This window comes from Chitinophagales bacterium, from assembly GCA_041392475.1.
Lineage (GTDB): Bacteria > Bacteroidota > Bacteroidia > Chitinophagales > UBA2359 > JAUHXA01.
The window spans coordinates 1,485,247-1,510,936 of sequence record JAWKLZ010000003.1 but is presented as its reverse complement, the minus strand read 5'-3'; the positions used below and the strand labels follow the sequence as shown (position 1 = coordinate 1,510,936).

The 25,690-nt window shown below is 39.8% G+C and carries 19 protein-coding genes; 9 read left to right on the top strand and 10 right to left on the bottom strand.

All coding sequences use genetic code 11. The features are described 5' to 3' along the window. Positions 1-113: 113 nt before the first annotated feature. From R3E32_28830 to R3E32_28820, 3 genes are read right to left on the bottom strand one after another with little or no spacing between them, the layout of a single operon-like run. A complete protein-coding gene (locus tag R3E32_28830) occupies positions 114-578 on the bottom strand; it encodes a hypothetical protein (protein ID MEZ4888766.1) in 465 nt (154 codons plus the stop codon). Positions 579-603: 25 nt separating this feature from the next. Continuing rightward, on the bottom strand, positions 604-1,365 hold the full coding sequence (locus R3E32_28825) for a hypothetical protein (protein ID MEZ4888765.1): 762 nt from the start codon (positions 1,363-1,365) through the stop codon (positions 604-606). 25 nt (positions 1,366-1,390) lie between these two features. Then, positions 1,391-2,215: a hypothetical protein gene (locus R3E32_28820; GenBank protein ID MEZ4888764.1), complete on the bottom strand. Its 825-nt coding sequence runs from the start codon at positions 2,213-2,215 to the stop codon at positions 1,391-1,393. Positions 2,216-2,366: 151 nt separating this feature from the next. Between R3E32_28820 and R3E32_28815 the strand changes: the two genes are divergently transcribed. Beyond that, positions 2,367-5,450, top strand: a complete 3,084-nt coding sequence (locus tag R3E32_28815) for an AIR synthase-related protein (GenBank protein ID MEZ4888763.1) — start codon at positions 2,367-2,369, stop codon at positions 5,448-5,450. A gap of 154 nt (positions 5,451-5,604) precedes the next feature. Here the strand turns inward: R3E32_28815 and R3E32_28810 are convergent, their stop codons facing one another. Continuing rightward, a complete protein-coding gene (locus tag R3E32_28810) occupies positions 5,605-6,546 on the bottom strand; it encodes a restriction endonuclease (GenBank protein MEZ4888762.1) in 942 nt (313 codons plus the stop codon). A 90-nt stretch (positions 6,547-6,636) separates the two neighbouring features. Here R3E32_28810 and R3E32_28805 point away from each other — a divergent pair, with 90 nt between their 5' ends. Continuing rightward, on the top strand, positions 6,637-7,608 hold the full coding sequence (locus tag R3E32_28805; GenBank protein ID MEZ4888761.1) for a hypothetical protein: 972 nt from the start codon (positions 6,637-6,639) through the stop codon (positions 7,606-7,608). Between the two features lie 11 nt (positions 7,609-7,619). Continuing rightward, complete coding sequence (locus R3E32_28800; GenBank protein ID MEZ4888760.1) at positions 7,620-7,817, top strand: hypothetical protein; 198 nt, start codon at positions 7,620-7,622, stop codon at positions 7,815-7,817. Positions 7,818-7,961: 144 nt separating this feature from the next. On the opposite strand, the gene R3E32_28795 is transcribed toward R3E32_28800, so the two are convergent. Further along, positions 7,962-10,544: a tetratricopeptide repeat protein gene (locus R3E32_28795; protein MEZ4888759.1), complete on the bottom strand. Its 2,583-nt coding sequence runs from the start codon at positions 10,542-10,544 to the stop codon at positions 7,962-7,964. A 683-nt stretch (positions 10,545-11,227) separates the two neighbouring features. Between R3E32_28795 and R3E32_28790 the strand changes: the two genes are divergently transcribed. Then, the gene (locus R3E32_28790) at positions 11,228-11,953 is read left to right on the top strand and encodes a slipin family protein (protein ID MEZ4888758.1); all 726 of its coding nucleotides are present in this window, start codon (positions 11,228-11,230) and stop codon (positions 11,951-11,953) included. A 60-nt stretch (positions 11,954-12,013) separates the two neighbouring features. Continuing rightward, positions 12,014-12,385 (top strand): VOC family protein, encoded by a 372-nt coding sequence (locus R3E32_28785; GenBank protein MEZ4888757.1) that lies wholly within the window; start codon positions 12,014-12,016, stop codon positions 12,383-12,385. A 54-nt stretch (positions 12,386-12,439) separates the two neighbouring features. Here R3E32_28785 and R3E32_28780 read toward each other — a convergent pair whose 3' ends face one another. Together R3E32_28780 and R3E32_28775 are read right to left on the bottom strand one after the other, a co-directional pair. Further along, positions 12,440-15,919 carry a methylmalonyl-CoA mutase family protein gene (locus tag R3E32_28780; GenBank protein MEZ4888756.1) on the bottom strand — a complete coding sequence of 1,160 codons (3,480 nt, stop codon included), beginning with the start codon at positions 15,917-15,919 and terminating at the stop codon, positions 12,440-12,442. A gap of 323 nt (positions 15,920-16,242) precedes the next feature. Beyond that, a complete protein-coding gene (locus R3E32_28775) occupies positions 16,243-16,449 on the bottom strand; it encodes a cold-shock protein (protein MEZ4888755.1) in 207 nt (68 codons plus the stop codon). Positions 16,450-16,615: 166 nt separating this feature from the next. On the opposite strand from R3E32_28775, the gene R3E32_28770 reads away from it, so the two are divergent. After that, positions 16,616-16,858, top strand: coding sequence for a hypothetical protein (locus R3E32_28770; protein ID MEZ4888754.1), 243 nt, complete (start codon positions 16,616-16,618; stop codon positions 16,856-16,858). A gap of 87 nt (positions 16,859-16,945) precedes the next feature. Here R3E32_28770 and R3E32_28765 read toward each other — a convergent pair whose 3' ends face one another. Beyond that, on the bottom strand, positions 16,946-17,083 hold the full coding sequence (locus tag R3E32_28765) for a hypothetical protein (GenBank protein MEZ4888753.1): 138 nt from the start codon (positions 17,081-17,083) through the stop codon (positions 16,946-16,948). Between the two features lie 774 nt (positions 17,084-17,857). Further along, positions 17,858-17,989, bottom strand: a complete 132-nt coding sequence (locus R3E32_28760) for a hypothetical protein (GenBank protein MEZ4888752.1) — start codon at positions 17,987-17,989, stop codon at positions 17,858-17,860. A 396-nt stretch (positions 17,990-18,385) separates the two neighbouring features. Between R3E32_28760 and R3E32_28755 the strand changes: the two genes are divergently transcribed. From R3E32_28755 to R3E32_28745, 3 genes are all read left to right on the top strand, one after another. Continuing rightward, entirely contained in the window at positions 18,386-21,457 is a 3,072-nt protein-coding gene (locus tag R3E32_28755; protein MEZ4888751.1) for a TonB-dependent receptor, read from the top strand. Positions 21,458-21,619: 162 nt separating this feature from the next. Further along, positions 21,620-23,035 (top strand): RagB/SusD family nutrient uptake outer membrane protein, encoded by a 1,416-nt coding sequence (locus R3E32_28750; GenBank protein MEZ4888750.1) that lies wholly within the window; start codon positions 21,620-21,622, stop codon positions 23,033-23,035. Between the two features lie 97 nt (positions 23,036-23,132). After that, the gene (locus R3E32_28745) at positions 23,133-23,294 is read left to right on the top strand and encodes a hypothetical protein (protein MEZ4888749.1); all 162 of its coding nucleotides are present in this window, start codon (positions 23,133-23,135) and stop codon (positions 23,292-23,294) included. A 4-nt stretch (positions 23,295-23,298) separates the two neighbouring features. On the opposite strand, the gene R3E32_28740 is transcribed toward R3E32_28745, so the two are convergent. Next, a complete protein-coding gene (locus R3E32_28740) occupies positions 23,299-25,659 on the bottom strand; it encodes a PKD domain-containing protein (protein MEZ4888748.1) in 2,361 nt (786 codons plus the stop codon). Between the last annotated feature and the right edge of the window lie 31 nt (positions 25,660-25,690).

Here is a 25,690-nt window from a genome sequence, read left to right as displayed (position 1 = left end):
TAGGCTGAATTGGTTTATCTATAACGTTAGTAATTCTCAGTATTTCTCCTAAACTTGAAAAATTCAGATTCCATGGAATTGAAGGAGTCAGAGAATCGCTTACATTTGAAAAATTAGGCCAAATACTTACAGAAAGTCTCTGTTCCGATAAGAGAGTTGTTATAGAAATACCTATCAGTTTCAAAATTAACACAACGCAATTTCATTTTGCTGGAATCCTGTTCACACTTTGTTGTTGGCTGTACAAATAACTTACCACGACCTTTATGAAAAATAGAAAGATTGGTCGTTTCTCCTTGTGCATTTACAAAGAGAATTGTATCTCCTTGTTCACAACAATAATAAGGAAGTAAATCCCCTGCTTCTTCACTCAATGGGAAATAAGAAGTAGAAGTAATTAGTTCACAATATTGGAGAGTATCTAATTCTCTTAAATTGCAACTGGTCAAAGTAAAATCAATAGGTTCTTCATCCTTCAAACAATTCCCAAACTCATGATTCCGAATTGGAGAATTTCCCTCCTTTTTACAAGAAATAAAAACCAACAAGAAAGCCACAAAAAGTAATAGATATTTCATAAGTGCATGATTACGAATTTGAAAATCACATGTCCAGCCTCCACTGAACGCCCGTTTCATCCACAAAACTGACAATTCCAAACTCCTTGTTGTAGTAAATCTTGGTGTAAAAACCCTTCAAATCTTCTTCGTGTGTATAGACTTCAAAATAGGTTTTTCCGAGGATTTCGATTTCGGGGAGGTATTGAAAGTTATAAGATAGAGAACTGTTTAAATTGTTCAAATCTGCTGGAATAATGAAAAGGTCTCTTTGAATTCCTCTTACAAAGCGGTTAAATATTATCAAATGTTCTCCTAATTCTTGAAACTTTAGAAACTCGTTTACATAAGTTGGTAGTAAGTACAACACAATTCCACTATCGGTCAAATCTGAATCAATTTGAAACCACACCGATTCATAATTAACACAATTGATTTTTTTAAGAGTAGGGTCTAATTCACAGTCTTCTAACTGATTTACTGATAATGGTCTACGCAATTTTGCTGAAATTGAAAAATCCACAGATTCATTCATTTGATTTATGAATGGAATTTTGTCTCCAATCTCACAACAATAATAGGGAAGCAAATCGCTCGCAACATTACTCAATGGTAAAATAGCATTTGGATAAATTATTTCACAATATTCAATAGAGTCTGATTCAGGTAGAATACATTCTTCAAAATAAAGTGGTTCTTCATCCTTCAAACAGTTCCCAAACTCGTGATTGCGAATTGGAGCATTCTCTTCCTTTTTACAAGAAACCAAAACCAACAAAAAAACTGCAAAAAGTAATAAATATTTCATAAGTGTATGATTACAAGTTTAAAAATCACATATCAACCCTCCACTGAACACCCGTTTCATCCACAAAACTGACAATTCCATACTCCTTGTTGTAGTAAATTTTGGTGTAAAAGCCCTTCAAATCTTCTTCGTGTGTATAGACTTCAAAAAAAGTTTTTCCGAGGATTTCGATTTCGGGGAGGTATTGGTACTCGTAGAGGAAAGGTCTGCTAATATTTGATTGGTCTATGGGTATAATAAGTTGGATGAATTCTCCTCCTCCAAGATTACCGCCTCTTCTACCACCACCATTATTTTGAATTGTGTCAATAGTAAAAGCACTGGAGGAAATTTGATTAACCCGCATATGTGCCCCTAATTTTGGATTTTCAGACAAAATATCTTCATAATCGGGCCAAATCTCTAACGAAAGAATTTTGTCTGACAAAGAGGACTGTAACCATACATCAGCCATTTCAAAGTAATGATAGTAAGTCATCTTTTTATCTGGTTGATTTTCAAACGAAGTATCAGTTGGAACTCTCATCAATACTGGTTTTCTCTCATCTACAAAAAGAGATGCTTTTTCACCCAGTTCATTTATGTATGAAAACTCCTTATTATCTTCGCAGCAATAGTTAGAAAGCCATTCACAAGCTTCATCTGACAATGGAAAGTGCGTATTTGAGAAAATATTACCACAATATAGACTGTCATCAAAATTGGAATCATCATGTTCCATTGTAAAATTACCAGGAACAGTTCCATTAAAACATTTTCCTAACTCAAAAACAACCCTTGGAGGACTTTCCTCCTTTTTACAAGAAACCAAAGCCAACAAAAAAGTTACAAAAAGCAAAAGTCGTTTCATAAGTATAAAATTTAAAGAATCCCCACAAACTTCAAAAATACTTCAATTAATCCATAACACAAAATAAAATACACAATCCGTATTTAAAATTTTCCTTCAAAACCAAACACTTAACCTTTGCAGCTTCAATTCCAAAAACAAACTCCTATCTTTGCGGCTTCAAAACCAAAACATTGATTTACCGCTTATGAGCTATCAATTTATACAGCTTACCCTTCAATCCCACATTCGAGACACCAAAGGCGAACACGTCCAAAAAAATTCCGAAGACTTTTTGGGTATCAACACAGGCACGGTCAAGAGCAGCAAAGTTTTTGCAGTCGATTACCCAATGGACCCAGAGGCACTGCAAGATTTTGCAGGAAAGTGCTTGACGGATGAAATCATGAATGAAACCTACATCCAAGAATTGTGGAAAGGAGATGGTTTTCAGTCTTTTATTGCAGTCGCCAAACTGCCAGGTGTCACCGATGATGAAGGCACTTCTGCTCAGAAAGCATTGGTCGACTTCCGCAATTTAGATTTGGATGTGAATACCCAACACATTTACAGTCAAGACATTTACTACATCGAAAAAGCCCTTTCTATCGAAGAACTGCAAACCATTGCAGCCGATTTGTTGGGCAATAAACTAATCAATCATTTCCAATACGGCAGCCTTGCAGCGGGGAAAAATTTCCCACAGCCCAAAGATTTGTACGTTCCCAAAGTACAGATTGCAGTCGATTCAACCACGAATACCATTGACTTGGATTTGTCGGATGAAGATTTGATAGACTTGTCGAAGCGCATGGTTTTGGCTTTGAATTTGGAGGAAATGAAAGCCATTCAAGACCACTACAATGCACCTGAAACACAAGCAATTCGCAAAGAAAAGGGCTTGCCATTGAAGCCAACCGATTGTGAGTTGGAGGTATTGGCGCAGACTTGGAGCGAACACTGCAAACACAAGGAATTCAACGCCATAATCGAATATACCAACCACGAAACAGGCGAAACCAAAACCATCAAATCCCTCTTCAAAACCTTCATCAAAGGTGCGACCGACAAGGTAGCCGAAAGTTTGGCGGCAAAAAAGAACGATTGGTTGGTCAAAGTTTTTACGGACAATGCAGGAGTCGTGAAGGTGAATGAAAACACCCACTTTGTCTTCAAAGTCGAAACCCACAATTCCCCTTCTGCACTCGACCCTTACGGTGGAGCGATTACAGGAATTTTGGGCAACAACCGAGACCCTTTGGGTACAGGTGTTGGCGGCGCAAAATTGTTGTTTAATACGAATGTTCTCTGCTTCGGTTCGCCCAATTTTGACGGCAAATTATTGACTGGACAATTGCATCCCAAGCGCATTTTTGCAGGCGTGCGAAATGGAATTGAAGATGGCGGCAACAAATCGGGCGTTCCTACGGTGAATGGTTCGATTGTTTTTGACGACCGTTATAGAGGCAAACCTTTGGTTTATTGCGGTACAGGCGCATTGATGCCACCTCAATACAAGGGCAAAAACAGTTGGGAAAAACCGATTGACAAAGGAGATAGAATTTTGGTGATTGGAGGTCGAGTCGGCAAAGATGGGATTCATGGAGCGACTTTTTCTTCCGTAGAGATTGACGAACATTCGCCCATGTCTGCCGTGCAAATTGGCAGTCCGATTACCCAAAAACTGGCTTCCGACTTTTTGGAAAGAGCCTGTCGTGCGGGTTTGGTGAAATGCTCAACCGACAATGGCGCAGGTGGTTTGTCTTCTTCAATTGGTGAAATGGCAGACCTTTGTGGAGGCGCAGTTGTCGACTTGGACAAAGTTCCTTTAAAGTATTCTGGATTGAAGCCCTGGGAGATTTTTGTGTCTGAATCTCAGGAGCGTATGAGTTTGGTGGTTGAGCCAAAAGATTTAGAAGCGATACACCAGATGGCGCAGGAAATGGAAGTCGAAATGACCGACATTGGCTATTTTACCAAAGATGGCTACCTCGAAGTGCGCTACAATGGGGAAAAAGTAGCTTACCTCAACATGGAATTTTTGCATGATGGTGTGCCTATCAAACATTTGGAGGCAGAATGGAAAAAGCCCGATTTGTACGAGCCTTCCATTGCGATGAACATGATGGTTTCGAGTCCTTCAATGCCTCTCTACAACGATGTTTTGTTGGCTTTGATGGGCAGCCTCAATATTTGCTCCCGTGAAAATGTGATTCGCCAATACGACCACGAAGTAAAAGGCAAAACAATTATCAAACCTTTGATGGGACGAAAGGGGAAAGCTCCGCAAGATGCGGCGGTGATGCGAATTGGTTTTGAGACTTTTGAAGGGGTGGCAGTTTCCAATGGGATTTTGCCGAGGTATGGCGACATTGATGCCTACGAAATGTCGGCAGGTGCTTTTGACGAGGCGGTGCGACAAATCATTTCGGTGGGGGGACAACTGCCAAATATGGGCGAAAACGATGGCGTTTTTTGGTCCATCAACGATAATTTCTGTGTACCTGATTCGGTCTATCACCCCGAAACGAACCCCGATGGCAAGGAAAAACTCGCCAAATTGGTGCAAATGTGTGAGGCACTCTACGACATGGCGACTTACTTCGATATTCCTCTGACTTCGGGCAAGGATAGCATGAAAAACGACTACAAAGGCGATGGCGTGAAAATTTCGATTCCTCCAACCATCTTGTACTCCATGTCTGCAAAGGTGAACGACATCCGCAAAATGGTGACTTCTGACTTCAAAAAAGCGGGTGATTTGGTCTATCAACTCGGCAAAACCTACAATGAATTGGGGGCTTCGGAGTTCTACAATTTGTTTGAAGAATTGGGCGCAAACGTGCCAAAAGTCCGAAAAGAGGATGCCAAGCTTTTGTATATGAAGGTGATGGAAGCGAACAGCAAAGGCTTGATTGCGAGTAGCCATGATTTGTCGGACGGTGGTTTGGCGGTGGCTGTGGTGGAATCTGCTTTTGGCGGTGATTTGGGAGTTGATTTAGATTTAGATGCTTTGAAAGACAATGATTTGGACTTGAATGCCATTTTGTTTTCGGAGTCTCATTCTCGTTTTGTGGTGTCGGTTGCGCCTGAACATCGGGCTGATTTTGAAGGGATTTTGGGTAGTGATGCGACTTTCTTGGGAGAGGTGAAAGCGGATAAGCAGGTAGTGTTTGATTTTGAGGGAGAAAAGGTGGTGGATTTACCTGTGGAGGATTTGCAGGAGGCTTGGAGTGGGGGATTGGTGGAGGTGTAGTGTCGCTTCAAACGTTTGCGAATCCTTCGGATGTCGCCAAGTTTTTTGCTATCTATTAATTGAATCAAACGAATGATTTTGAAGGGAACGAGTGGTGAATTTGCCTGTGGAGGCTTTGTAAGAAGCTTGGAGTGGGGGATTGGTGGAGGTTTAGTTACTTTTCCCTCTTTAATCTCCTTAGGTCTTTTCTAATTTCAGAGAAATAGTGACTATCTATTCTAAAACCTAAGGCAGTATTAAATATGCCTACTTCATTATCTATCATAGTATTTACAAATTGTTCTAAATTAGTCAAGACAATTGGAGTACTGTGACTTTTAGTATAACTCAATGCGTCTTTTGTAAATCTTGATGTTGTAAAAAATATTCCTCTTGCATTGGGATATTCTTTATTATCGGAAACTGCCCCTGCAAATGAACGAACATCCTTTAAAGGAATGCTTTTGTTGCTATAATGTTTAACTTGAATGAGTATTATGTAACCAAAAAAACCATTATTAATCTTAATAACTCCGTCAATTCCTCCATCTTTGGAATATCTTGTTATTTGAGCTTCTCCACCTGTAATATCGGAAATAATTTTAGCGATTACATATTCTAACTCTCTCTCATTAAACGAACATATCTTTTTCATTAAAATGTCATTTACATCAGTATCAATGTATTTATCTAAATCGTTTACAAATACATCAATACTTATATTTTCTAATACCATTTGAAGCGCATCATATTTATTCTCATGCAACTTACTCCAGTTTTTTGATTGGTGAAACCGCTTAACTAAAGAGGATACACCAAGTCTTTTTTTCAAAAAAGATAACCCCGTAGGAGTGATTGCCCAATTGTTCTTGTAATCTTTCAAAAGAAAACCACATTGATGTAAATATTCTTCTGCAATTGAGGCTATTTTTTTACAAACATTCCTTTTACCATTAATTATTCTAAAACCCCTTTTCGTTGTGTTATCAGGTATAGTATATTTGAATTTTTTGGCTACTAAATATATCGACTTCTCTACTGTATAGCCAAAGTTTTCTTTCAAGTTGGAATTAATATCTTTAAGTAAAATATGAGTAAATTCTTCTATTGTAAGCATGAAATGAATTAACTTTGATTATAGGAAATTTTCGCTAAATTAATATTTTTTTCATCATGTTTAAATAAAATCTATTGAGATTGTTTTAATATGCCCAAAAACATCGACAAACACATAGACCACGATACCCGTTGGAAAGAAATCATTGAACAGCTTTTTGAGTATTTTGTGGGATTCTTCATGCCCGACTTATATCCATTGGTAGATTTTGAGCAGAAGCCTGAATTTTTGCAGCAAGAACTCCACCAAATTATAGCTGTTCCCAAAAAGAAAGGTAAGAAAATCAATGATGCTTTTGTGAAGGTGTATTTGAAAGATGGTACGAATCAGTGGTTTTTGATTCACATTGAAGTACAAGACAAACACGAGACAGACTTCGCAGAAAGGATGTTTACCTACTACTATCGAATTTACGATAAGTTCAAAATCAAGAAGATAACAGCTATTGCCATATTTATTGGTGAAAGCGTTCCCAAAAACTACAATCGGTTTTCCAACGAATATTTTGGAACGGAAGTGACCTACAAGTACAATACCTACATTGTCAAAAAGCAAGACGAAAAATCCTTACTTGCTTCTAAAAACCCCTTTGCAATTGCAGTATTGGCAGCCTTGCATATTTTGAACACGAAGGAAAATTTGGATAATAGGCTGAAATTGAAGGTCGCTCTCATCAAATTCATCAAAAAGCGAGCAGAAGAAAGAAACTTTCCTGAATATGTGATTGTTCCATTGGTACAATTTGTGATGAATTTGATGGTATTGGACTGCAAGCGAGAATCCAAATTTCAAGAGATTTTTTACAAACCTTTTCAAAAGAAAGACAAGATGACAATGACCGAATACGATAAACAGATTATAGATGGAATGAATTTGGCTTATTATGGAGAAACTATTGAACAGAGAGAAGAGAGAAAAGCCAAAGAATTACTTGAAAAACAAAACCGTCAAATGGTTTTGAAGCTCTTTTATGAACACAAATGGGAGGTTATTAACATTGCTTTGCTGTTAGGTGTGGAGAAAGAATTCGTAGAGAAAGTTATTGAAGAGTATAAAAATTAAAAATTTCACCAATGGAATTTAAAGTAAATAAAAAAGTAATAAACATCACAAAAATGGGTGAAGAACCCAATGATAGAGCGTTTTGGATGAATCAATCTTGGATTTATCGCTTATCTGCTTTGGAATCTTTGCGTGAACAATTTTACAATTATAACTATGAGACTGCACCCCGACTTCAAAGAGTTCTTACAATTACTCAACAAGCATGAGGTATCTATATGGTTTTGGCATGATGAAAGATAAACCTGATTTGTATAAAGGCTAAACGAAAATTCGCCATCGTTTGAAAAACAGGGCGACATTTGAGTGGCTCATTATCGAAGGGTTTCGAAGCCCTCTGATAATGAGCCTGTTTATACTCCCTCCCGAAGTTGCCTCAAAATTTCTTCATAAATTCCTTTTTCAACCCCTCGTTCCTCCATCTTCAAATCCACATAATCCCCTTCCATTCCCTTGAAAAATATATCTACATCCTTCCATAATGGAATACTTTTCCGATACCAATCTATGGCAATTTTTATTTCTTCTTTCAACAAATAAACATGCCCTATATTCATAGCGGCGTGGCTCATATTTTGATTAGAAACTTCCCAAGCCTTTAAAAAGTAAGACAAAGCTTTTTCTAAGTTGAAATACTTTTCTAATTGAATCCAGCCTATGCTATGGTAGGCGTCGGCATATTGGGGATTGAGTTCGATGGCTTTCAAATAGTGAGCAATCGCTTTTTCCAATTCCCCTTGGTCAGAATAAGCACTTCCCAAATTATTATAGGCGGCGAGATTTTGTGGATTGAGTTCGATAGTTTTTTCAAATTGTACTATTGCTTTTGTCAATTCCCCTTGCTCTTTATAAGCACTTCCCAAACCATTGTAAGAAGTGGCATCTTTGGGGTCGATTTCGATGGCTTTTTTAAAATACTCGATAGCACTACTCAAATCTCCCAATTCCTTATATATGTATCCAAATTTATTGTAAGTATTGGCATCTTGTGGATTGAGTAGTTCTATGGCTTTCCTAAGAAGTTTCATGGCTTTTTTAAGCTCGGATTGTGCGGAGTAAGCAAGAATAAGAGCTAAATAAGCAAATAGGTGGGAATTAGAATTGAGTTCTATGGATTTTTGATAGATTTTGATATATTTTATAGCCTTGTTGAGTTCCTCCTGTTCAATATAAGCAAAACCAAGAAATAAGTAAAAGTTAGCATCTTGTGGGTTCAGTTCTATGGCTTTTTTATAAAGTTCTATGGATTTTTTTATGTCATAAGTATAACACGCTTCTTGAAAGTAGAAGAAACTTGCAGCTACAGGTTCTTTTATCCATTTTTGTCGATTGATTGTTTCAAAAAAAATGAAAGCGACTTCTTTTTCATCAGCAATAGAAGCTGCAATTCCCTTTTGAATAAACCTACTCCATTTTTCTTCATTAACCAATTCTCCCGTTTTGGCAATTGTATCTGTCCAAAGAAGCATATCATATTCCTTTATAATATTCTTCCAATGAATCGCCATTTTTTCTACGACATTGGGCAGTTCTTTTTCAAAGTTTGCACATAAACGGTGGTAACTTGCTTCAATGGTGAATTGAAGCCATGTATCGTTGGTGTATTGACTTTGGAAGGTATTCAAACCGAGATTGGCAGCCCTATTTTCAAAATAGGTAGCCAAAGCGTAATGCTGTTTCGACCAAGTACGTGGAGAGCGTTGGTATTGGTAGCGAAGCATTTGGTCTTTGACCACAGGGTGGTAGGTTTTGATGTCACCTCGCTGTTGGACAAAGGGCTGACTGTTGAGGAGTTGGTAGTAGTGGTGGCATTGTTTTTTGTCCATTTCCAATACACCCATTAATTCTTCAACGATGTCTTGATTGATGGCACGAGGAAGGGCAGTCGCCAAAATGATTTCTCGTTCTTGAGTATTGGGAATCCACTTTAGGAATCGCTCTACGGCACTTTCTGAGGCATGGGCGACTTGATCGGGCGTTTCGGGGGCTTTGTCCGCAAGCAGCACCATCAACATGGGCAATCTGTCAGATATTTCAACAATCGTTTGAATGACAGATTCGTTTGTGATATTTTGGTTTTTTAGGAACGCAATAGCTTCTACTTCAGTAAAGCGTTCGAGTGGTATTTTGTGAAGGATGGATTTGAAATCGCTCCATTTCTCCGAAAGTTCGTCACGCCCACTGATGACCATCAGCACATTTTCGGGGAATTCTCCATATTGGGAATTAAAAATATGACGCAACCAATCGTCCAATTTTGGAAAGGCAACTTCATAGGTATCAAAAATCAAGCAAATATCCTTGTCTTCTGCACATTCACTTACTTCTTCAATGAAGAGGGGAGTAAGTACTTTGACAGGTTCTAAAAGCAATTCCAACTCGTCTTTGTTGGTGATTTTCTTGCGGATAAAACTTATCACGTCTCCCACATGTTCTGCAATGGCATCGGTTGGCAGCATTTCTACCAAATGTCCCCCTGGCAGTTTTTTGAGTTCTTCCATCCCGACTTTAGTCAGGGTTCTCCCAATAGTTCCTTCTATTCCCTTTGGAGCTTCGGGGTCTCTTTCGAGCTGTTCTTTTTCTTGTCGGTAGCTTTTGTATTTTTTGTCAAAAGCTGAGAATTTGACATTTTGTGTTTGCAGTTGGCGCACGATTTCTGCCATTAGTGCAGGAATGTCTTTGATGTCGCTTTCCAAGTCAAAGAAGGCGACCAATGCGTTGTTTTCTTTTGCCACACGTTCGTATTGGCGAGAAAGGGCAGATTTGCCTACTCCCCCTTGCCCGTAGATGTTGAAGATATTATAGAGTGCATCATCGGAGGCATTTCCACTGAAGTTGACCCGAAAAATTGCCAACTGCTCTTCTCGTCCGATGAAAGCTTTTTGCTTTTGGGTGGCTAATTTGTCTTTGAGGCTTCTGCGCTTTTTTCTGGGCATGGTGTCTGTATTTGTAATTGAAGTGTGTTACAAATATATAAATGATTTATCAAAAAGCGAGCAGAAGAAAGAAACCTTCCTGAATATGTGATTGTTCCATTGGTACAGTTCGTGATGAATTTGATGGTGTTGGACCCCAAAAGAGAATCCAAATTTCAAGAGATTTTTTACAAACCTTTTCAAAAGAAAGACAAGATGACAATGACCGAATACGATAAACAAATATTGGATGGGATATAGACCATTTTCGCTTCAAACATCGGCAAAACCATATTGCTATTCTCTTTTTCTTCAATCACTGCGTCATTATCAAAATATATTTTTGGAGATTGTGTTATTTTATGGAACTGATTGCGTAGCTATAAACGTTATAGCCCCTAACGAAAAAATAAAAAAACAACCGCCACCTGTTTGACTATGGGACAAGCAAACTAAACAGGGTATTGCGGAGCTTTGTCCCAAGAGGTTCGACTCCTCATTGCATCGGATTTGCAAAGGTCGTAAGACCAACAGCCTGTTAAGCTGACAAAGAAAGGGTAAAAGACAGGGCAGCAATGTCCAAACCTAAAGAGAGTTTGCAGGACGAGGGATACCGTTTGAACAATAGTTCTTACTCAACTTGTCTTCCCTCAATTTTGGTGTCTTTTATCTTTTTATTTTACAAATGTCAAAACATCAAAACGATGAGAATATTTAAAAAGGAATACCAAGTAAAACCAAACACAACGGGCTTTCTTTACCGAAACAACCAATTTGAACAAAAGCTAAATTCTGGTTATTATAAAGTTTGGGACTGGAAAAACAGGACAGAATTATTTACACTTCCTGAAACTTCTAAACTGATTACCGTGACCAATCAAGAAGTATTGACGAAGGACAATATCGCTCTAAGGTTTTCATTCAATGTTCTTTACAAAATAGTAGATGGACACAAGTTTTTAAGTAAGTTTGCACTGGATCGACCTATTCCATTCATTATACAAGAAGCAGAGCAAAGGCTTTACAATATCGTTCAAATTTTTATACGCAAACGGATTGCAGAAATGGACAGTGAGACCTTGAATGAAAAACGCAATGAACTAACTGACTTCAAAACCGAAGAAATGGTTATTCAAGTTGATGAGTTTGGAATCGAAATAGAAGAAGCACAATTGCGGGATTTGACCTTTCCAAAATCCATTCAAGACTTGTTTTCCAAACACTTAGAAGCAAAGATTAGATCAAAATCAGAACTTGAAAATGCAAGAACAACAGTTGCGACTGCAAGGGCTTTGAAGAATGCTTCTGAGTTGATGAAAGACGATGACAACATTAAGTTCTTTCAAATCATTGAGACCATTTCAAAAATTGCAGACAAAGGAAAGCATACTTTTATGATTGGAGATTTACAGCAACTAACAAAAAAGTAAACTTATTTTTAAACAGCTAATCGTATCAAAATACAATTCAGCACCTTAAACAACCATACTATGAACTTAGGAGGATTTTCTACCAGCCTTACAGTCAAAGATTTAAAAACGTCAAAAGAATTTTACGAAGCATTGGGTTTCAGTGTTTTTCATGGTGATGAAAGCCAAGGCTGGCTCATTATGAAAAGTCCAAGCTGCAATATTGGACTCTTTCAAGGAATGTTTGAAAAAAATATTTTGACCTTCAATCCTGGATGGGACGAAAATGCAAGTCCTGTTGAGTCTTATACGGATGTGAGAAAAATCCAAAAAAATCTGAAAGAGAAAGGGATCAAAATTGTCAATGAAGTGGACGAAACGGGTTCAGGGCCAGGTAGTTTTAGTGTGATTGATCCAGATGGAAATCCGATTTTGATTGACCAGCATGTTTGAGTATTTTTAGAAAACCGAAGTCTTTGAGACTTCGGTTTTCTTTTACACCATAGCTTACATACTCCTCCGATACTGCCCACCAACCTCATACAAAGCCTTGGTAATCTGCCCCAAAGAACAGTACTTCACAGTCTCCATCAACTCCTCAAAAATATTGTCGTTGCGAACAGCCTTTTGTTGTAGGCGTTTCAAAGCAGCAGCAGCTTTGTCGGCATGAGCTTTTTGAAGGGTTTGCAGATTGGCGATTTGAAGTTCCTTTTCTTCGGTCGTTGCACGAATCACCTCACGAGGCAAAATTGTAGGTGAACCATCTTTGCTCAAGAAAGTATTGACCCCAACAATCGGCAATTCACCACTATGTTTCAGGTGTTCGTAGTACATACTTTCCTCTTGAATTTTGCTGCGTTGGTACATTTTTTCCATCGCGCCCAAAACGCCACCACGCTCGGTAAGTCGGTCAAATTCCATCAAAACGGCTTCCTCCACCAAGTCGGTCAATTCTTCGATGATGAACGAACCCTGCAATGGATTTTCGTTGGTTGCCAAACCCAATTCCTTGTTGATAATCAACTGAATCGCCATTGCTCGGCGCACCGATTCTTCCGTTGGAGTGGTAATCGCCTCATCGTAGGCATTGGTATGCAAGCTATTGCAGTTGTCATAAATCGCATAGAGAGCTTGCAGCGTAGTGCGAATGTCGTTGAAGTCAATTTCTTGGGCGTGAAGTGAGCGACCCGAAGTTTGGATGTGGTATTTTAGTTTTTGAGAACGGTCATTTGCGCCATATTTGTGCTTCAATGCCTTTGCCCAAATCCTTCGTGCCACTCTACCAATCACCGCATATTCTGGGTCGGTTCCGTTAGAGAAAAAGAAGGACAAATTGGGGGCAAAATCGTCAATGTTCATGCCTCTGCTCAAATAATATTCGATGAAAGTGAAGCCATTGGAGAGCGTGAACGCCAATTGACTAATCGGATTTGCGCCTGCTTCTGCAATGTGGTAGCCGCTGATGGACACAGAATAGAAATTGCGAACCTTGTGGTCAATGAAATATTGCTGCACATCACCCATCAATCGGAGCGAAAATTCGGTGCTGAAAATGCAAGTGTTTTGTGCTTGGTCTTCCTTCAATATGTCCGCTTGAACCGTTCCCCGAACCGAAGACAAGGCTTTGGCTTTAAGGTTTTGATAGACATCGGCATCCAAAATTTGGTCGCCCGATAAGCCCAACAATTGCAGCCCCAAACCATCATTGCCTTTCGGCAAGTCACCATTGTATTGCGGTCTTGGCAAACCTTTGTCGTCATACACTTCCTTCAATTTGGCTTCAACCAAGTGCTGCAAACCATTTTCTGCAATGTATTTTTCACACGCTTGGTCAATCGCTGCGTTCATAAAAAAGGCGCAAATCGTGGCAGCAGGGCCGTTAATCGTCATCGAAACGGAAGTGTTTTTGGCTGCCAAATCAAAACCTGAATACAGTTTTTTGGCATCGTCCAAGCTGCAAACCGATACGCCCGAATTACCAACTTTTCCGTAAATATCAGGGCGGTGGTCGGGGTCTTCACCGTATAAAGTCACCGAATCAAAAGCGGTCGACAATCGCTTGGCGGGCAAACCCAAGGATACATAGTGAAAGCGTTTGTTGGTGCGCTCTGGACCGCCTTCTCCTGCAAACATTCGAGTTGGGTCTTCGCCTGCTCGTTTGAAGGGAAAAACACCTGCGGTAAAGGGAAATTCGCCTGGTACATTTTCCTGCAAATTCCATGTCAAAATATCGCCCCATGCCTTGTAGCGGGGCAGCGAAATCTTGGGAATCATGTTGTGTGACAAACTTTTGGTGTGGGTTTTTACCCGAATGTCTCGCCCTCGAACCTGATAGACAAACTCTTCGTTTTTATAGTTTTGCACTTTTTGTTGCCATTGGTCGAGCAAATCTTGGTTTTCGGGAGAAAGTTGTCTTTGAAGGTTTTGGTAAGCAGCCTGCAAAGCCTTTGAAGTGTTTTCATCTTCCTTCAATTGGTCGGTCGCCAATTGCAGTCCATACAGTTTTTGTGCAATTTCTGATTGTTCTTTCACCCACTGATCATAGCTGCGGTTGTTGTCCGAAATTTCGGAAAGATAGCGCACCCGTTTTGGAGGAATGATGTATTGTTTTTGACTGTCGCCAATAGGAAGGTCAATCGTTGAAGTGAAATCGGTGTTGGTTTTGACGCTGACCGTTGCCATCAATGCTTTGTAGAGGCGGTTGGTGCCTGGGTCGTTGAATTGCGAAGCGATTGTGCCAAAAACGGGTAAATCATTGAAGTCCGTAGTCCACAATTGATGGTTGCGTTGGTATTGTTTTTTGACATCTCGCACCGCATCCAAAGCCCCACGTTTGTCAAATTTATTAACCGTTATCAAGTCTGCAAAGTCCAGCATGTCAATCTTTTCCAACTGCGAAGCGGCACCATATTCGGGGGTCATCACATACAATGACACATCGGCATAATCCACAATTTCGGAACCCGACTGACCAATGCCCGAAGACTCCAAAAGGATGAAATCGTAGCCCGCTGCCTTGACGATTTGGACGGCATCGGTGATGTGTTTGGAGAGCGAAAGGTTGGCTTGTCGAGTCGCCAAAGAACGCATATAAACATTGGGATGGTGTATGGAATTCATGCGGATTCGGTCGCCCAACAATGCGCCTCCTGTTTTGCGTTTGGAGGGGTCGACGGACAATATGGCGATTTTTTTGTCGGGAAAATCCATCAAAAAACGACGCACCAATTCATCGACCAATGAAGATTTTCCTGCGCCTCCTGTTCCTGTCATTCCTACGATGGGCGCATTGGATTTTGCAGCCAATTGATTGATTTCGGATTGTTTGTATGCGTCAATTGTGTTGTTTTCGGCTGCGGTGATGAGGCGGGCGATGGCTAATATTTTATCGTTTTCTAAATTTGTAGACGACTTTTGTTTGCCGTTCGAAGTGTCGCCGAATCCGTTGGATGTCGGCGAACTTTCCACTGTTTTGGCAGACGTTTCGGCGACACCTGAAAGGTTCACCGACAACTTGCCTACTTCTCCATTCAATGTTTCTCCCAAAGGATAATCTGCTCTTTGCAGCACATCGTTGATCATTCCCTGTAAGCCCAATGAACGCCCATCATCGGGTGAATAAATGCGGGCAATGCCGTATTGATGCAGTTCTTCAATTTCGGAAGGCAAAATGGTTCCTCCGCCTCCGCCAACGATTTTGATGTGTCCTGCGCCTTTTTGTTGTAGCAAATCGTACATGTACTTCAAAAACTCGGTGTGACCGCCTTGATAGGAAGTGATGGCGATGGCTTGTGCGTCTTCTTGTATGGCAGTGTCCACAATTTCGGCTACACTTCGATTGTGTCCTAAGTGAATGACCTCTGCGCCAGATGCTTGCATGATGCGGCGCATGATGTTGATGGCGGCATCGTGTCCGTCAAAGAGTGAACCTGCAGTGACGATTCTAACGTTGTGTTTGGTTTTGTAGGGAGTTGGAGGGGTATTCATCTATGTTTGTTTTTTGTTGGCTAACGTATGCTAGTGAGCAATTACAAAGATACGGCATTTCTTGCAAAGTGACTTGTCTAAAATGGTAAATCCTTTTATTGGTAGTTGGCAAAAGTAGCGGCAAAAAGCTCTAATCCTATTTCGCTCTTGTTTGTAGTGAAGGCAACCGCTGTGTATAATCCGCAAAGTGCAAAAATCTACATCATTTCTGAAGATTGGTCGAAGTATGTTGAGAGGCAAATTATTGGATAAACAAAAAAAAGAGCAAACATCCAATGCTTGCTCTCCTTCTGTTCAGTATGGTTTCATATTGAATATCAAGTCTACATTGAACTAAGGTCGACTGCCCCAGGTTTGCCACTACGCCCTATCTCGATCTCATATGACACTTTTTGACCTTCTCGTAAGCCATCCATACCCGCTTTCTGTACTGATGTTACATGAACAAATAGATCCGCGCTTCCATCATCAGGTTCAATGAAGCCATATCCTTTTGATTCATTATACCATTTTACTGTGCCTGTAGCCATTACTATATTTTATTTAAAAAGTTAATTAATTGGACAAAGATAAAAAATAAAGGTATGGTTCATAGTTTATCTAACATTTAGGATCGAAAAATATTTACGAATTAGCAAATCAAAAAGGGAGAATTGTTTTTTATAGATACAGACATTAAAACAAAAAATAGTACCTATGTTCAAAAACAACGTAACTCCCCTCGAAAGACTTCAATTGGGCAGTACCCTTTATGAAGGTTTACCTCACGTTGAGGTGACCGCTTTAGTATCAGATTACCAAGTAAGTCGTTGGTTTTTATACGACTGCAAAAATTTGGTCAAAGATATTCTTTCTACACAATTTTCCCCAAAAAAAGGTTCTTCAACTTGTGAGTCCTCCCTTTATTTATTAAAGTTGTTACAATATAATTTTAGTTAATTTGATTGAATTTTCAGATGTAGATTCCATTTGGCGAATTTAGAGTATAGGTAATCGTGCGTTTTTCTGAACTTTCTATCTCTCAAATTAAATTTTCAGAACGGCTGCTCGAAGAGCTTCATTCGTGAAAATATGCTGTAATCCTGCTAATAGTTGAGGTAGCTCATGACGGCTTCGCATATCTATTTCTACCTCTCCAAATTGTGCTTCAAATTCTTTACGCATCAGATAGTATAGGTCTTCGCATTAAAAAGGAATAAATCGCAACCCACCCCTGCCCCTCCAAGGAGGGGAATACTTGTACCAAGTGGGAAATTCCCCTCTTGGGAGGGGTAAGGGGTGGGTTTAAGTAATATAAACAATCAATGCGGAAACCAATAATACTTTTTTACACGAATCTCATTTGATTCGTAATTAACATTATACAAATATTGCAATTGCTAAGATAATAATTTCTACTATAAAATTCAAGCAAAAAAAGCTCTTTATTTTAATCAATATCAAATATTTGTGCCTTATCGTTCAAGCACTATCTAGCTCAATCTCAATGGATGCTTGAAACGGAAAGAAAGAATTATCCCGATATTGAGTTTCATTCTACTTCGGAGTTTAAAACGCAGGCATAATAGCTCTTTTCCTAATGGGTCAATTTGGAATACACCCTTGACTTCGAGATTGAAAAATTTGTTAAGAAACGTTAAGAATTACAAATTAGTGCAACGTTTAAGAAATCTACCACATCTACCCTATCATACAAAGCGAGCAATAGTTCCTTTACTCCATCAATTATAAGTTTCCCATCATACTATCGAGTGTTTCATTTTGCACATCAACAAAACCAAAAACACTTGATTGGCAGCGTTTTTCTAATACCATCAATACCTTATTTAGCGGTTCGGTTCGGATTGACAAATAGTGAGGTTCATTTTTGAATTTTCACTTATTTTAATTTGCTGACAAATATTAATGCGTAAATCTAATTTTTCATTGAAGGATAGGTTAGTGGAAGAGGTATGTTTTGAAGAAAACGTAATCCACCCTTGCCCCTCCCAAAAGGAGAATTTTTAATTCGATTCCAATAATTTCTCCTTCATTCTCCCTTTGAAGGGAGTTAGGGAAATGTTCTTCCATAGACTACAAACTTATGTTCCGCACCTCTTTAAAAATCTTTGGATAATTCATTTTTTTTACAGTTCACCCTTAACAAATAATACAATTCAATTTTAAAAATCTAAAAATCAATTGTTTGTAGAATAAAAGTCAAAAAACAGTTTGACTCTCTTAGTTAAAGAATGTTTATTATACATAGAGTGTTTGCTTAAAATTGGAGGTCGATGCCAAATAATGAATTTATAAAAAATAAGTTAAAAATTATTGATACTTATAATTCAATATTATTAAATGAATTGCAAAAATGAGTTAATTGCTTTTTTGAAAAAAAGGGTGCGAAGTGTGAGTACAAAAGTTTCAAAACTTTTGTAGTCTCATTTATAAAAAACTTATTTCTTAACTCCATAAAATCAAAGTATGAAACACTTATGGTTTATTTTACTCTTATTTTCAATCGTTTCGGTAGATGCGTTAGCGCAAAGCCGCACACTTACAGGAACGGTGACAGACTCGGCAGACGAGCCCATCATTGGGGCAAATGTCGTAGTAGCAGGCACAACGATTGGAACTGTCACCGATATTGACGGAAAATATTCGCTGGTTGTTCCCGAAGATGCCAAACAATTGGTGATCAGTTTTATTGGGTTTCAATCCATTACCTTCCCCATTGAAGCCTCCAATGTCATTGACGCAAGCCTCAAAGCAGGTGTGGATTTGACCGAAGTATTGGTGGTCGGATATGGCACACAGCAAAAACGGGATATCACAGGCTCAGTCGCCAATTTGTCCATTGAAGACCTCCAAACCGTACCCGTCACGAGCATCGAACAGGGATTGCAGGGGCGCATTGCAGGAGTCGACATTCTCCAAAATTCAGGCACACCTGGTTCGGCAATCAATGTACGCATCAGAGGCGGAACGTCTATTTTAGGAGACAACCAACCGCTCTACATCGTTGATGGAGTACCGATTACCACGGGAAACCCGTCTGGATTGGACGATATTTTGAGCGGACAAGAAATTGACGCAACGGCTGACATCAACGCCAACGAAATCGAATCCATCACCGTATTGAAAGATGCAGCAGCAGCAGCCTTGTATGGTTCAAGAGCTGCAAATGGCGTGGTGATTATCAACACCAAACGAGGACAACAAGGCAAAACAAAATTCAATTTCAATGCCTATCGTGGCTTTCAACAAGACATGAACCGCCTCGAATTTTTATCAGGCCCAGAACATTTGCGAATTTCCGACATTGCCTTAGAGCCTTATGGTTTGGTTGTTGCGGATTTGTTGGGAAGCGATGCCGTTGAATCCTATGGCGGTGTATTCAATGAAAACACAGGCACTTGGGACTACTCCAATGTCGGCACAACCGATTGGCAAGAAGAAGTTTTGCGGACGGCTCCAATTAGCAACTACGAATTGTCGGCAAAAGGGGGAAGCGAAAACACCCGTTTTTACACAGGTTTTTCTCTTTTCGACCAAGAGGGAATCGTCATTGGGTCGAGCTACAAACGCTTCAATGGTCGCTTCAATCTTGACCACCAAGCAAGTGAAGACCTTTCCTTGAGTTTGAGTTTGGGCTTGTCACGTTCTGAAAACGAGCGAATTGTGTCCGACAATACCATTTATTCGCCTTTCGCCAACTCTATCGCATTGCCTACTTTCGTACCTGCTTACGACGAAAATGGTGATTTTGGCCCTACGATTGGTGCGTATGACAATCCACTTGCGATTGCAGAATACGACCAACAGTTGAGTTTGCAGCACCGCATTTTGGGCAACATTGCAGGAACGTACCAAATCGCTCCTTCGCTTTCTTTCACCACCCGATGGTCGGCGGATATGCTGTTCCTCAAAGAAGATTTTTTCTGGAATCCATTGGTCGGTCAAGCAGTCGGCAGGGGCGGTGAAGCCAATACTGCAACTGCACTCGTCACCAAATATGTGAACGAAAACACCTTGAACTTCAATACTGAAATAGGTGAAAACCAAAAATTTGACGCCTTGTTGGGTTTTAGCTGGGAGAAAAACCACACCGAACGTTCTTCGCTTCAAGCCACTGGTTTTCCGAATGTTGAATTTACAACTATCAATGCCGCCACCAATTATACAGACGGCTTTTCGTCCTATACCGACTATGGAATCGTGTCTTATTTTTCCCGCTTCAATTACAGCATCAACAACAAATACCGAGCGTCTTTCAGTTTGCGTTTAGACGGTTCTTCCCGATTTGGCGAAAACAACCGATATGCGCTATTTCCCGCAGGTTCATTGGGATGGACAGTTTCGGATGAGCCTTTTTTGTCCAATTCCAACACGGTTAGCAACATGAATTTGCGATTGAGTTATGGACTAACAGGAAACCAATCTATTGACAATTTTGCCTCTCGTGGCTTATATGCCGCAGGGCGAAACTATGCAGGTAGTTCTGGTACTGCTCCCGAACAATTGGGCAACCCCGATTTGACATGGGAAGAAACTTCGCAGTTCAATATGGGCTTAGATCTTGCCTTCTTCAAAGGCAGAGTAGCATTGACGGCTGATTATTACATCAAAAACACCACTGAATTACTGCTTCCCCGTCCAATTTCTGGTACAACTGGATTCACACAAATACAACAAAACGTGGGTGAAATCGAAAACAAAGGCATAGAATTTCTTTTGACCACCTACAATATCACCAACGGTGGTGATGGCTTCAATTGGAATACCAACTTCAATTTAGGCTATAACAAACCTATGGTCAAAGCCTTAAACAACGATGAACCTTTGTTTTACGGTTTAGGAGGTGATTCCAATGCTTTTATCGTAGGTGAAGTTCCTGCAGCATTGTACGGTTTTGAGTCGACAGGTATTTTCCAAAGTGAGGAAGAAATTGCAGTCAGTCCACAAGCGGATACGGCTGTTCCCGGAGATTTGATTTATACGGATGTGGATGGCGATGGAGCAATTACAGGCAATGACAAAAAAGTAATCGGTTCGCCCTGGCCCAATGTTTTTGGAGGAATCACCAATACCTTTTCCTTCAAAGGTTTTGAATTGAGTGCTTTCTTTTCTTATTCTTTCGGCAACGATTTGTATTGGCTTCAATCTATTTATGCCACCGATTTTGGTCCTTTTGATGCTCAATTGGCAAAAATGGCGAATTATTGGACTCCCGAAAACCCGAATACCGATGTACCTCAGCCTTTTGCATTTGGTGACCATACCCGACAAGGTAGTCACATGGTTTTTGATGCGTCTTACATTCGATTGAAAAACTTGACTTTAGCCTACAATTTTTCGTCCAGTTTGACTCAAAAATTGGGTTTGGAGAAAATCCGTTTGTATGCTCAGGGACAAAACCTGATGACAAGTACGGATTATCCTGGATTGGACCCAGAGGCTAATTCTGGTGGAGCAGACGGTACGAATCGAGGCTACGATTTTTATGCCTATCCACAGGCTCGAACAATTACGTTTGGGGTGAATTTGGGATTTTAGATGTGTTTATGGTTTTAAAGGTGACATCTTTGTAGAGAAACGAAAAAGGTGTAATCTTTAAAACCAAGTCCGACAGCAAGATGTCACCTTCTCCATTCTTCCGAAGATTACACCTTGCTGTCTCAACAGTATAACAATTCAACCATAAAACAAAAATATCAAATGAAACATATAAAACAGCTTTTCTTTTTCCTCATGTTCTTCACACTAATAGGTTGTGAAGACATCTTAGAACCCGAACCAATTGGCATTGCCCGATTCGATGCAGCGACTGCGATTACCAACCTTGATGATGCAGAATTGGCTCTCATTGGAGCGTATGACGGACTGCAAACGCAAATCATCTCCAACGCAGTAGAATATGATTATTATGGAGTGAGTTTTGCAGTGGCGGGTGACTTGATTGCAGACAACTTATTGGCAACTACGACTTTTACCTCCTATACCAACATTGACAATTTGGATGCAACTTCCGATAACATCACCACAGAACGCATCTGGAATGCGATGTATCAGGTCATCAATCGAGCCAATAACATCATCGAAAGAGCCGCTTCAATTGATGGTGCAAATAGTATCATTGCAGAAGCCAAGTTTTTGCGGGCATTGGCGTATTTTGATTTGGTGCGAACTTACGCTTTGCCGCCAACTAGTTCGGTGGGCAGTCCGACTAAGGATTTGGGTGTACCGATTGTATTGCAGCCCATTGAAGGACCAGGAGATTTGCAGACGATTGGTAGAAACACGGTTTCGGAAGTGTATGCTCAGGTAGTGGCGGATTTGCAGTCAGCAGCAGCAGATTTACCTGATGCAAATGCTGATGGACGAGCGAACAAATGGGCGGCAACGGCTCTATTAGCAAGAGCTTACCTCTATATGGGGCAGTATGCTCAGGCTACTTCAACGGCGGAATCAGTTATCAATAGCGGTAATTTTGCTTTGAATGGTAATTTCTCCAACAACTTTGTGACCGAATTTAGCGGCGAATCCATTTTTGAGATTGACTTTGGGCCTGCTTTGGCGGACGACAATGTCTTGGCGAGGGACTTATTCGACTCGAATCAAGGGGCTTTGCAGCGTTTCACTCCTACCCAAAGTATTTACAATGCTTTTGAAGCGGGTGACAGCCGATTGACTGCGACTTTGGGTAATACAGACATTCCTTATACGGTGGCGGACGCTTTTGTGAAAAAGTATTTTCGATTGAGTAGCAATGACGATAATTTTATTGTTTCGAGGTTGGCGGAAATGTATTTGATTGTGGCGGAAGCGGATGCACAAGCCAATAGTGCATTGACAGACAAGGCTTTGACGGCTTTGAATACGCTTAGAGAACGGGCGTTTGGTGACAGCAATCACAACTATGGCAGTGGCATGGATTTGACGACTTTTTTGGCGGCAGTGGCGAATGAGCGTCGCGTGGAATTGGCATTTGAAAACCATCGTTCTTTTGATTTGTTGCGTACCAATCAAGTAGCAGCTACTACGGGCGACAATCCTTTGCGCTATATTTTCCCGATTCCGATTCGAGAATTGCAGATCAATGGGGATGTGATGGTGCAGAATGAGGGGTATTGATTTTTTTAGAGGCATGACCCAAGATGAAAGAGGTAAGACTTCTGATTCTTGTATTTGGCTAAAAATAGTATGATAAGGACTTTTTTTAAGCTGCCTTTTGGTTTCTTCTTTCTTGGGGAGGAAATTGAAGGGTGGCTTTATTTATTTGGGTGACATAGAATTGGGTTCAAACGAAACGATTAACTATGCGCTTTGGCTGCAATCGAAATGGCAGAAACGGGATTATTATGAACTGGTATTGGAGTCGGTGAAAGGATAAATCATTACTCGATTTTCAAAATTCTCTGGCTGCTTACTTCGGTTGGTGTGACAACCTGCAAAAAGTACAATCCTGTTTGCCAAGATTCAGTTTGAAGCGTTATTTTCTTGTTTGGATTATCATGGAAATAAATCATTTTTCCACTCGCATCCAAAATTGTGATTTGCAGGAGATTTGTATTTTGAGGAAACTCTAAATGTAAGGTTTGATTGAAGGGGTTCGGGAAAGTTGAATAGAATAAAGAAGTGTTTTGACGACTTTCAATGCTGGTATAGGATTTCATTTGGACACAATAATCACTGCAATCTACTCTACCATCCAAACTCAAGCAAATTTCCAAATCATTGATATTATACTTACCTGAGTAATTGTCTATTTCAATGTACTTTTTATCTTCATCATTCTCATTGAAGTAATCTCCATTGACTCTCCAATTTCGGGAATAGATGTCTCCGTGATGCAAGCTGTTATCTGTTATATAAATTCTTGAGCTATATACACTGACGGATATGTCTGATGTACACCCCGCTGAAATATCATCGCAAAATTGGCTCTCACATCCATTTTCGTTCTTTAATGTCAAACATACCTCATAGGTGTCATGGTGTTCGTATTGATGTATCGGAGTGATTTCGGTAGAAATGTTTCCGTCCCCAAAATCCCAATGATAAGTATTCGCAGTATTTTCCTTGTCGTAGGATAAATTGTAGAATTGAACATGTCCATAGTCAAACTGATAGTATCTAAGCGGCAAAAATCGAGCTGCACAGGTGTCTATATTGCCAATATTTAGCCATTCACAAAAACTTTGAGAGACAACTTCGGTAAAACCTCCTCCCTTATAAGCAGTCAAACAAACTTGATAAAAGCCTTCTGATTCGTAATGGTGAGTAACATTTTTACTGGTATCTGTAAGTCCATCTCCAAAATCCCAAAGATAAGAATGTGCAAAAGGAGTGAGGTTTTCAAATTGATAAGCGTTTGGAGTAGTTTCGGTTACAATAAAACAAGGAGCAGGTCTGAAAATGCGGTCTATGTCTTTGGCGTAATACACCTTATCACCTGTATATTCTGAATAACAGCCATCTTCCATAGTGAGTTTCAATACTGGATTTGTTGAATTGAAGTTGTGGTAATTTCCATGAATAATGTGTTCTGTACTATCTTTATCACTGTAATAGCCATAAGGTGCAGGATTCCAGTTGAATGACGGGTTTTCGCCTTCATATTCAGAGGTGTTTTCAAAGAAATAATAAAATCCCTCTCTAAGAGGACGTACCTTAAATTTGGCTTCACATCGTGTTCGGGTAGAAAATTGTATGGCATGACAGTAGTATTCTGGACAGCCCTCCAAAGGACTTTTGGCACATACCGAAATGTCTTTGTAGGTGTCGGGAAATATGTGTGTAAAAGAAGTTTTGGTAGGTTGAACTACATCGCCATTGCTGAAGGTAAAAACTGGCAACACACCCAGACCTGTATTCTCGAAATTAAAATGTACGACATTGGCATAAGCCGTATCCAATTCAAAAGTGAAATCTCCAATGCAATTTATTGTCACTTTTTGGCAAAGATTGGCAGTTTGCACCAAAGTAGTATCCTCTACATACAAGCAAACTTCGTAAGTTCCAACATCGGTAAAGCTATGACTTGGGTTGAGGTAATTAGAAACAATACCATCTCCAAAACTCCAAGTTGATAGGTATTCTTCACCCCAACTCTTATTGTAAAAGTGCATGAGGGGATGGTTATATGAATTAAGACGATAAGTAAAATCTGAATGAAAATCAACTTCAAAATCCAAAAGTAATTTGTCTTTACACATAAAGTAGCCACTTTTGTCCCAAGAAGATACAATCAAATCTCGTTTGCTTGGATAATAAATGGTTTCGTTAAGGCTATCTCCCAAAAACAATTTTTCGCCATCCAATAACCACGCTGTATGGTTATAGAGTTGGTATTTCAAATTCAAATTCAATTCATTATGTTTGGGCAATACTTCAATATTGTATTCAAACCGTTCTTCACAAGAAGGAATGTAATAATTTCCTTCTGCTACAATCGTAACATCGTCTTTTGCTCCTTCACAGGTAGTAACCACTACATGGTAAATGCCTGGAAATTGGTAGCGGTGGATTTCCATTCGGTCTTTTCCCACTCCGCTATAATCAAAAGTTCTCACAACGCCGTCCCCGAAAGCCCAAGTAGAGTGAGAAGAATTTGCATAGTCTCTTACTTTGAAAATATAGGTCAGTCCTGTATCATCCTTATAATCAGGGTAGTAATCCTGTATTCTGATAGAACACTTGCTCCACAAAGTAGTACAAAAAAACAGGGAAATAGTGAGTAAAAGTAGGTTCTTCATAGTCTATACAATTGAAGGGAGAGTAGAATGT

Bases quoted from the DNA above. Each gene is read 5' to 3' on its own strand.
- R3E32_28755 (MEZ4888751.1), top strand. From the start codon at position 18,386: ATGAAACACTTATGGTTTATTTTACTCTTATTTTCAATCGTTTCGGTA.
- R3E32_28770 (MEZ4888754.1), top strand. From the start codon at position 16,616: ATGTTCAAAAACAACGTAACTCCCCTCGAAAGACTTCAATTGGGCAGT.
- R3E32_28830 (MEZ4888766.1), bottom strand. From the start codon at position 578: ATGAAATATCTATTACTTTTTGTGGCTTTCTTGTTGGTTTTTATTTCT.
- R3E32_28825 (MEZ4888765.1), bottom strand. From the start codon at position 1,365: ATGAAATATTTATTACTTTTTGCAGTTTTTTTGTTGGTTTTGGTTTCT.
- R3E32_28805 (MEZ4888761.1), top strand. From the start codon at position 6,637: ATGCCCAAAAACATCGACAAACACATAGACCACGATACCCGTTGGAAA.
- R3E32_28785 (MEZ4888757.1), top strand. From the start codon at position 12,014: ATGAACTTAGGAGGATTTTCTACCAGCCTTACAGTCAAAGATTTAAAA.
- R3E32_28795 (MEZ4888759.1), bottom strand. From the start codon at position 10,544: ATGCCCAGAAAAAAGCGCAGAAGCCTCAAAGACAAATTAGCCACCCAA.
- R3E32_28810 (MEZ4888762.1), bottom strand. From the start codon at position 6,546: ATGCTTACAATAGAAGAATTTACTCATATTTTACTTAAAGATATTAAT.
- R3E32_28790 (MEZ4888758.1), top strand. From the start codon at position 11,228: ATGAGAATATTTAAAAAGGAATACCAAGTAAAACCAAACACAACGGGC.
- R3E32_28760 (MEZ4888752.1), bottom strand. From the start codon at position 17,989: ATGGAAGAACATTTCCCTAACTCCCTTCAAAGGGAGAATGAAGGAGAA.
- R3E32_28780 (MEZ4888756.1), bottom strand. From the start codon at position 15,919: ATGAATACCCCTCCAACTCCCTACAAAACCAAACACAACGTTAGAATC.
- R3E32_28775 (MEZ4888755.1), bottom strand. From the start codon at position 16,449: ATGGCTACAGGCACAGTAAAATGGTATAATGAATCAAAAGGATATGGC.
- R3E32_28750 (MEZ4888750.1), top strand. From the start codon at position 21,620: ATGAAACATATAAAACAGCTTTTCTTTTTCCTCATGTTCTTCACACTA.
- R3E32_28800 (MEZ4888760.1), top strand. From the start codon at position 7,620: ATGGAATTTAAAGTAAATAAAAAAGTAATAAACATCACAAAAATGGGT.
- R3E32_28820 (MEZ4888764.1), bottom strand. From the start codon at position 2,215: ATGAAACGACTTTTGCTTTTTGTAACTTTTTTGTTGGCTTTGGTTTCT.
- R3E32_28740 (MEZ4888748.1), bottom strand. From the start codon at position 25,659: ATGAAGAACCTACTTTTACTCACTATTTCCCTGTTTTTTTGTACTACT.
- R3E32_28765 (MEZ4888753.1), bottom strand. From the start codon at position 17,083: ATGCGTAAAGAATTTGAAGCACAATTTGGAGAGGTAGAAATAGATATG.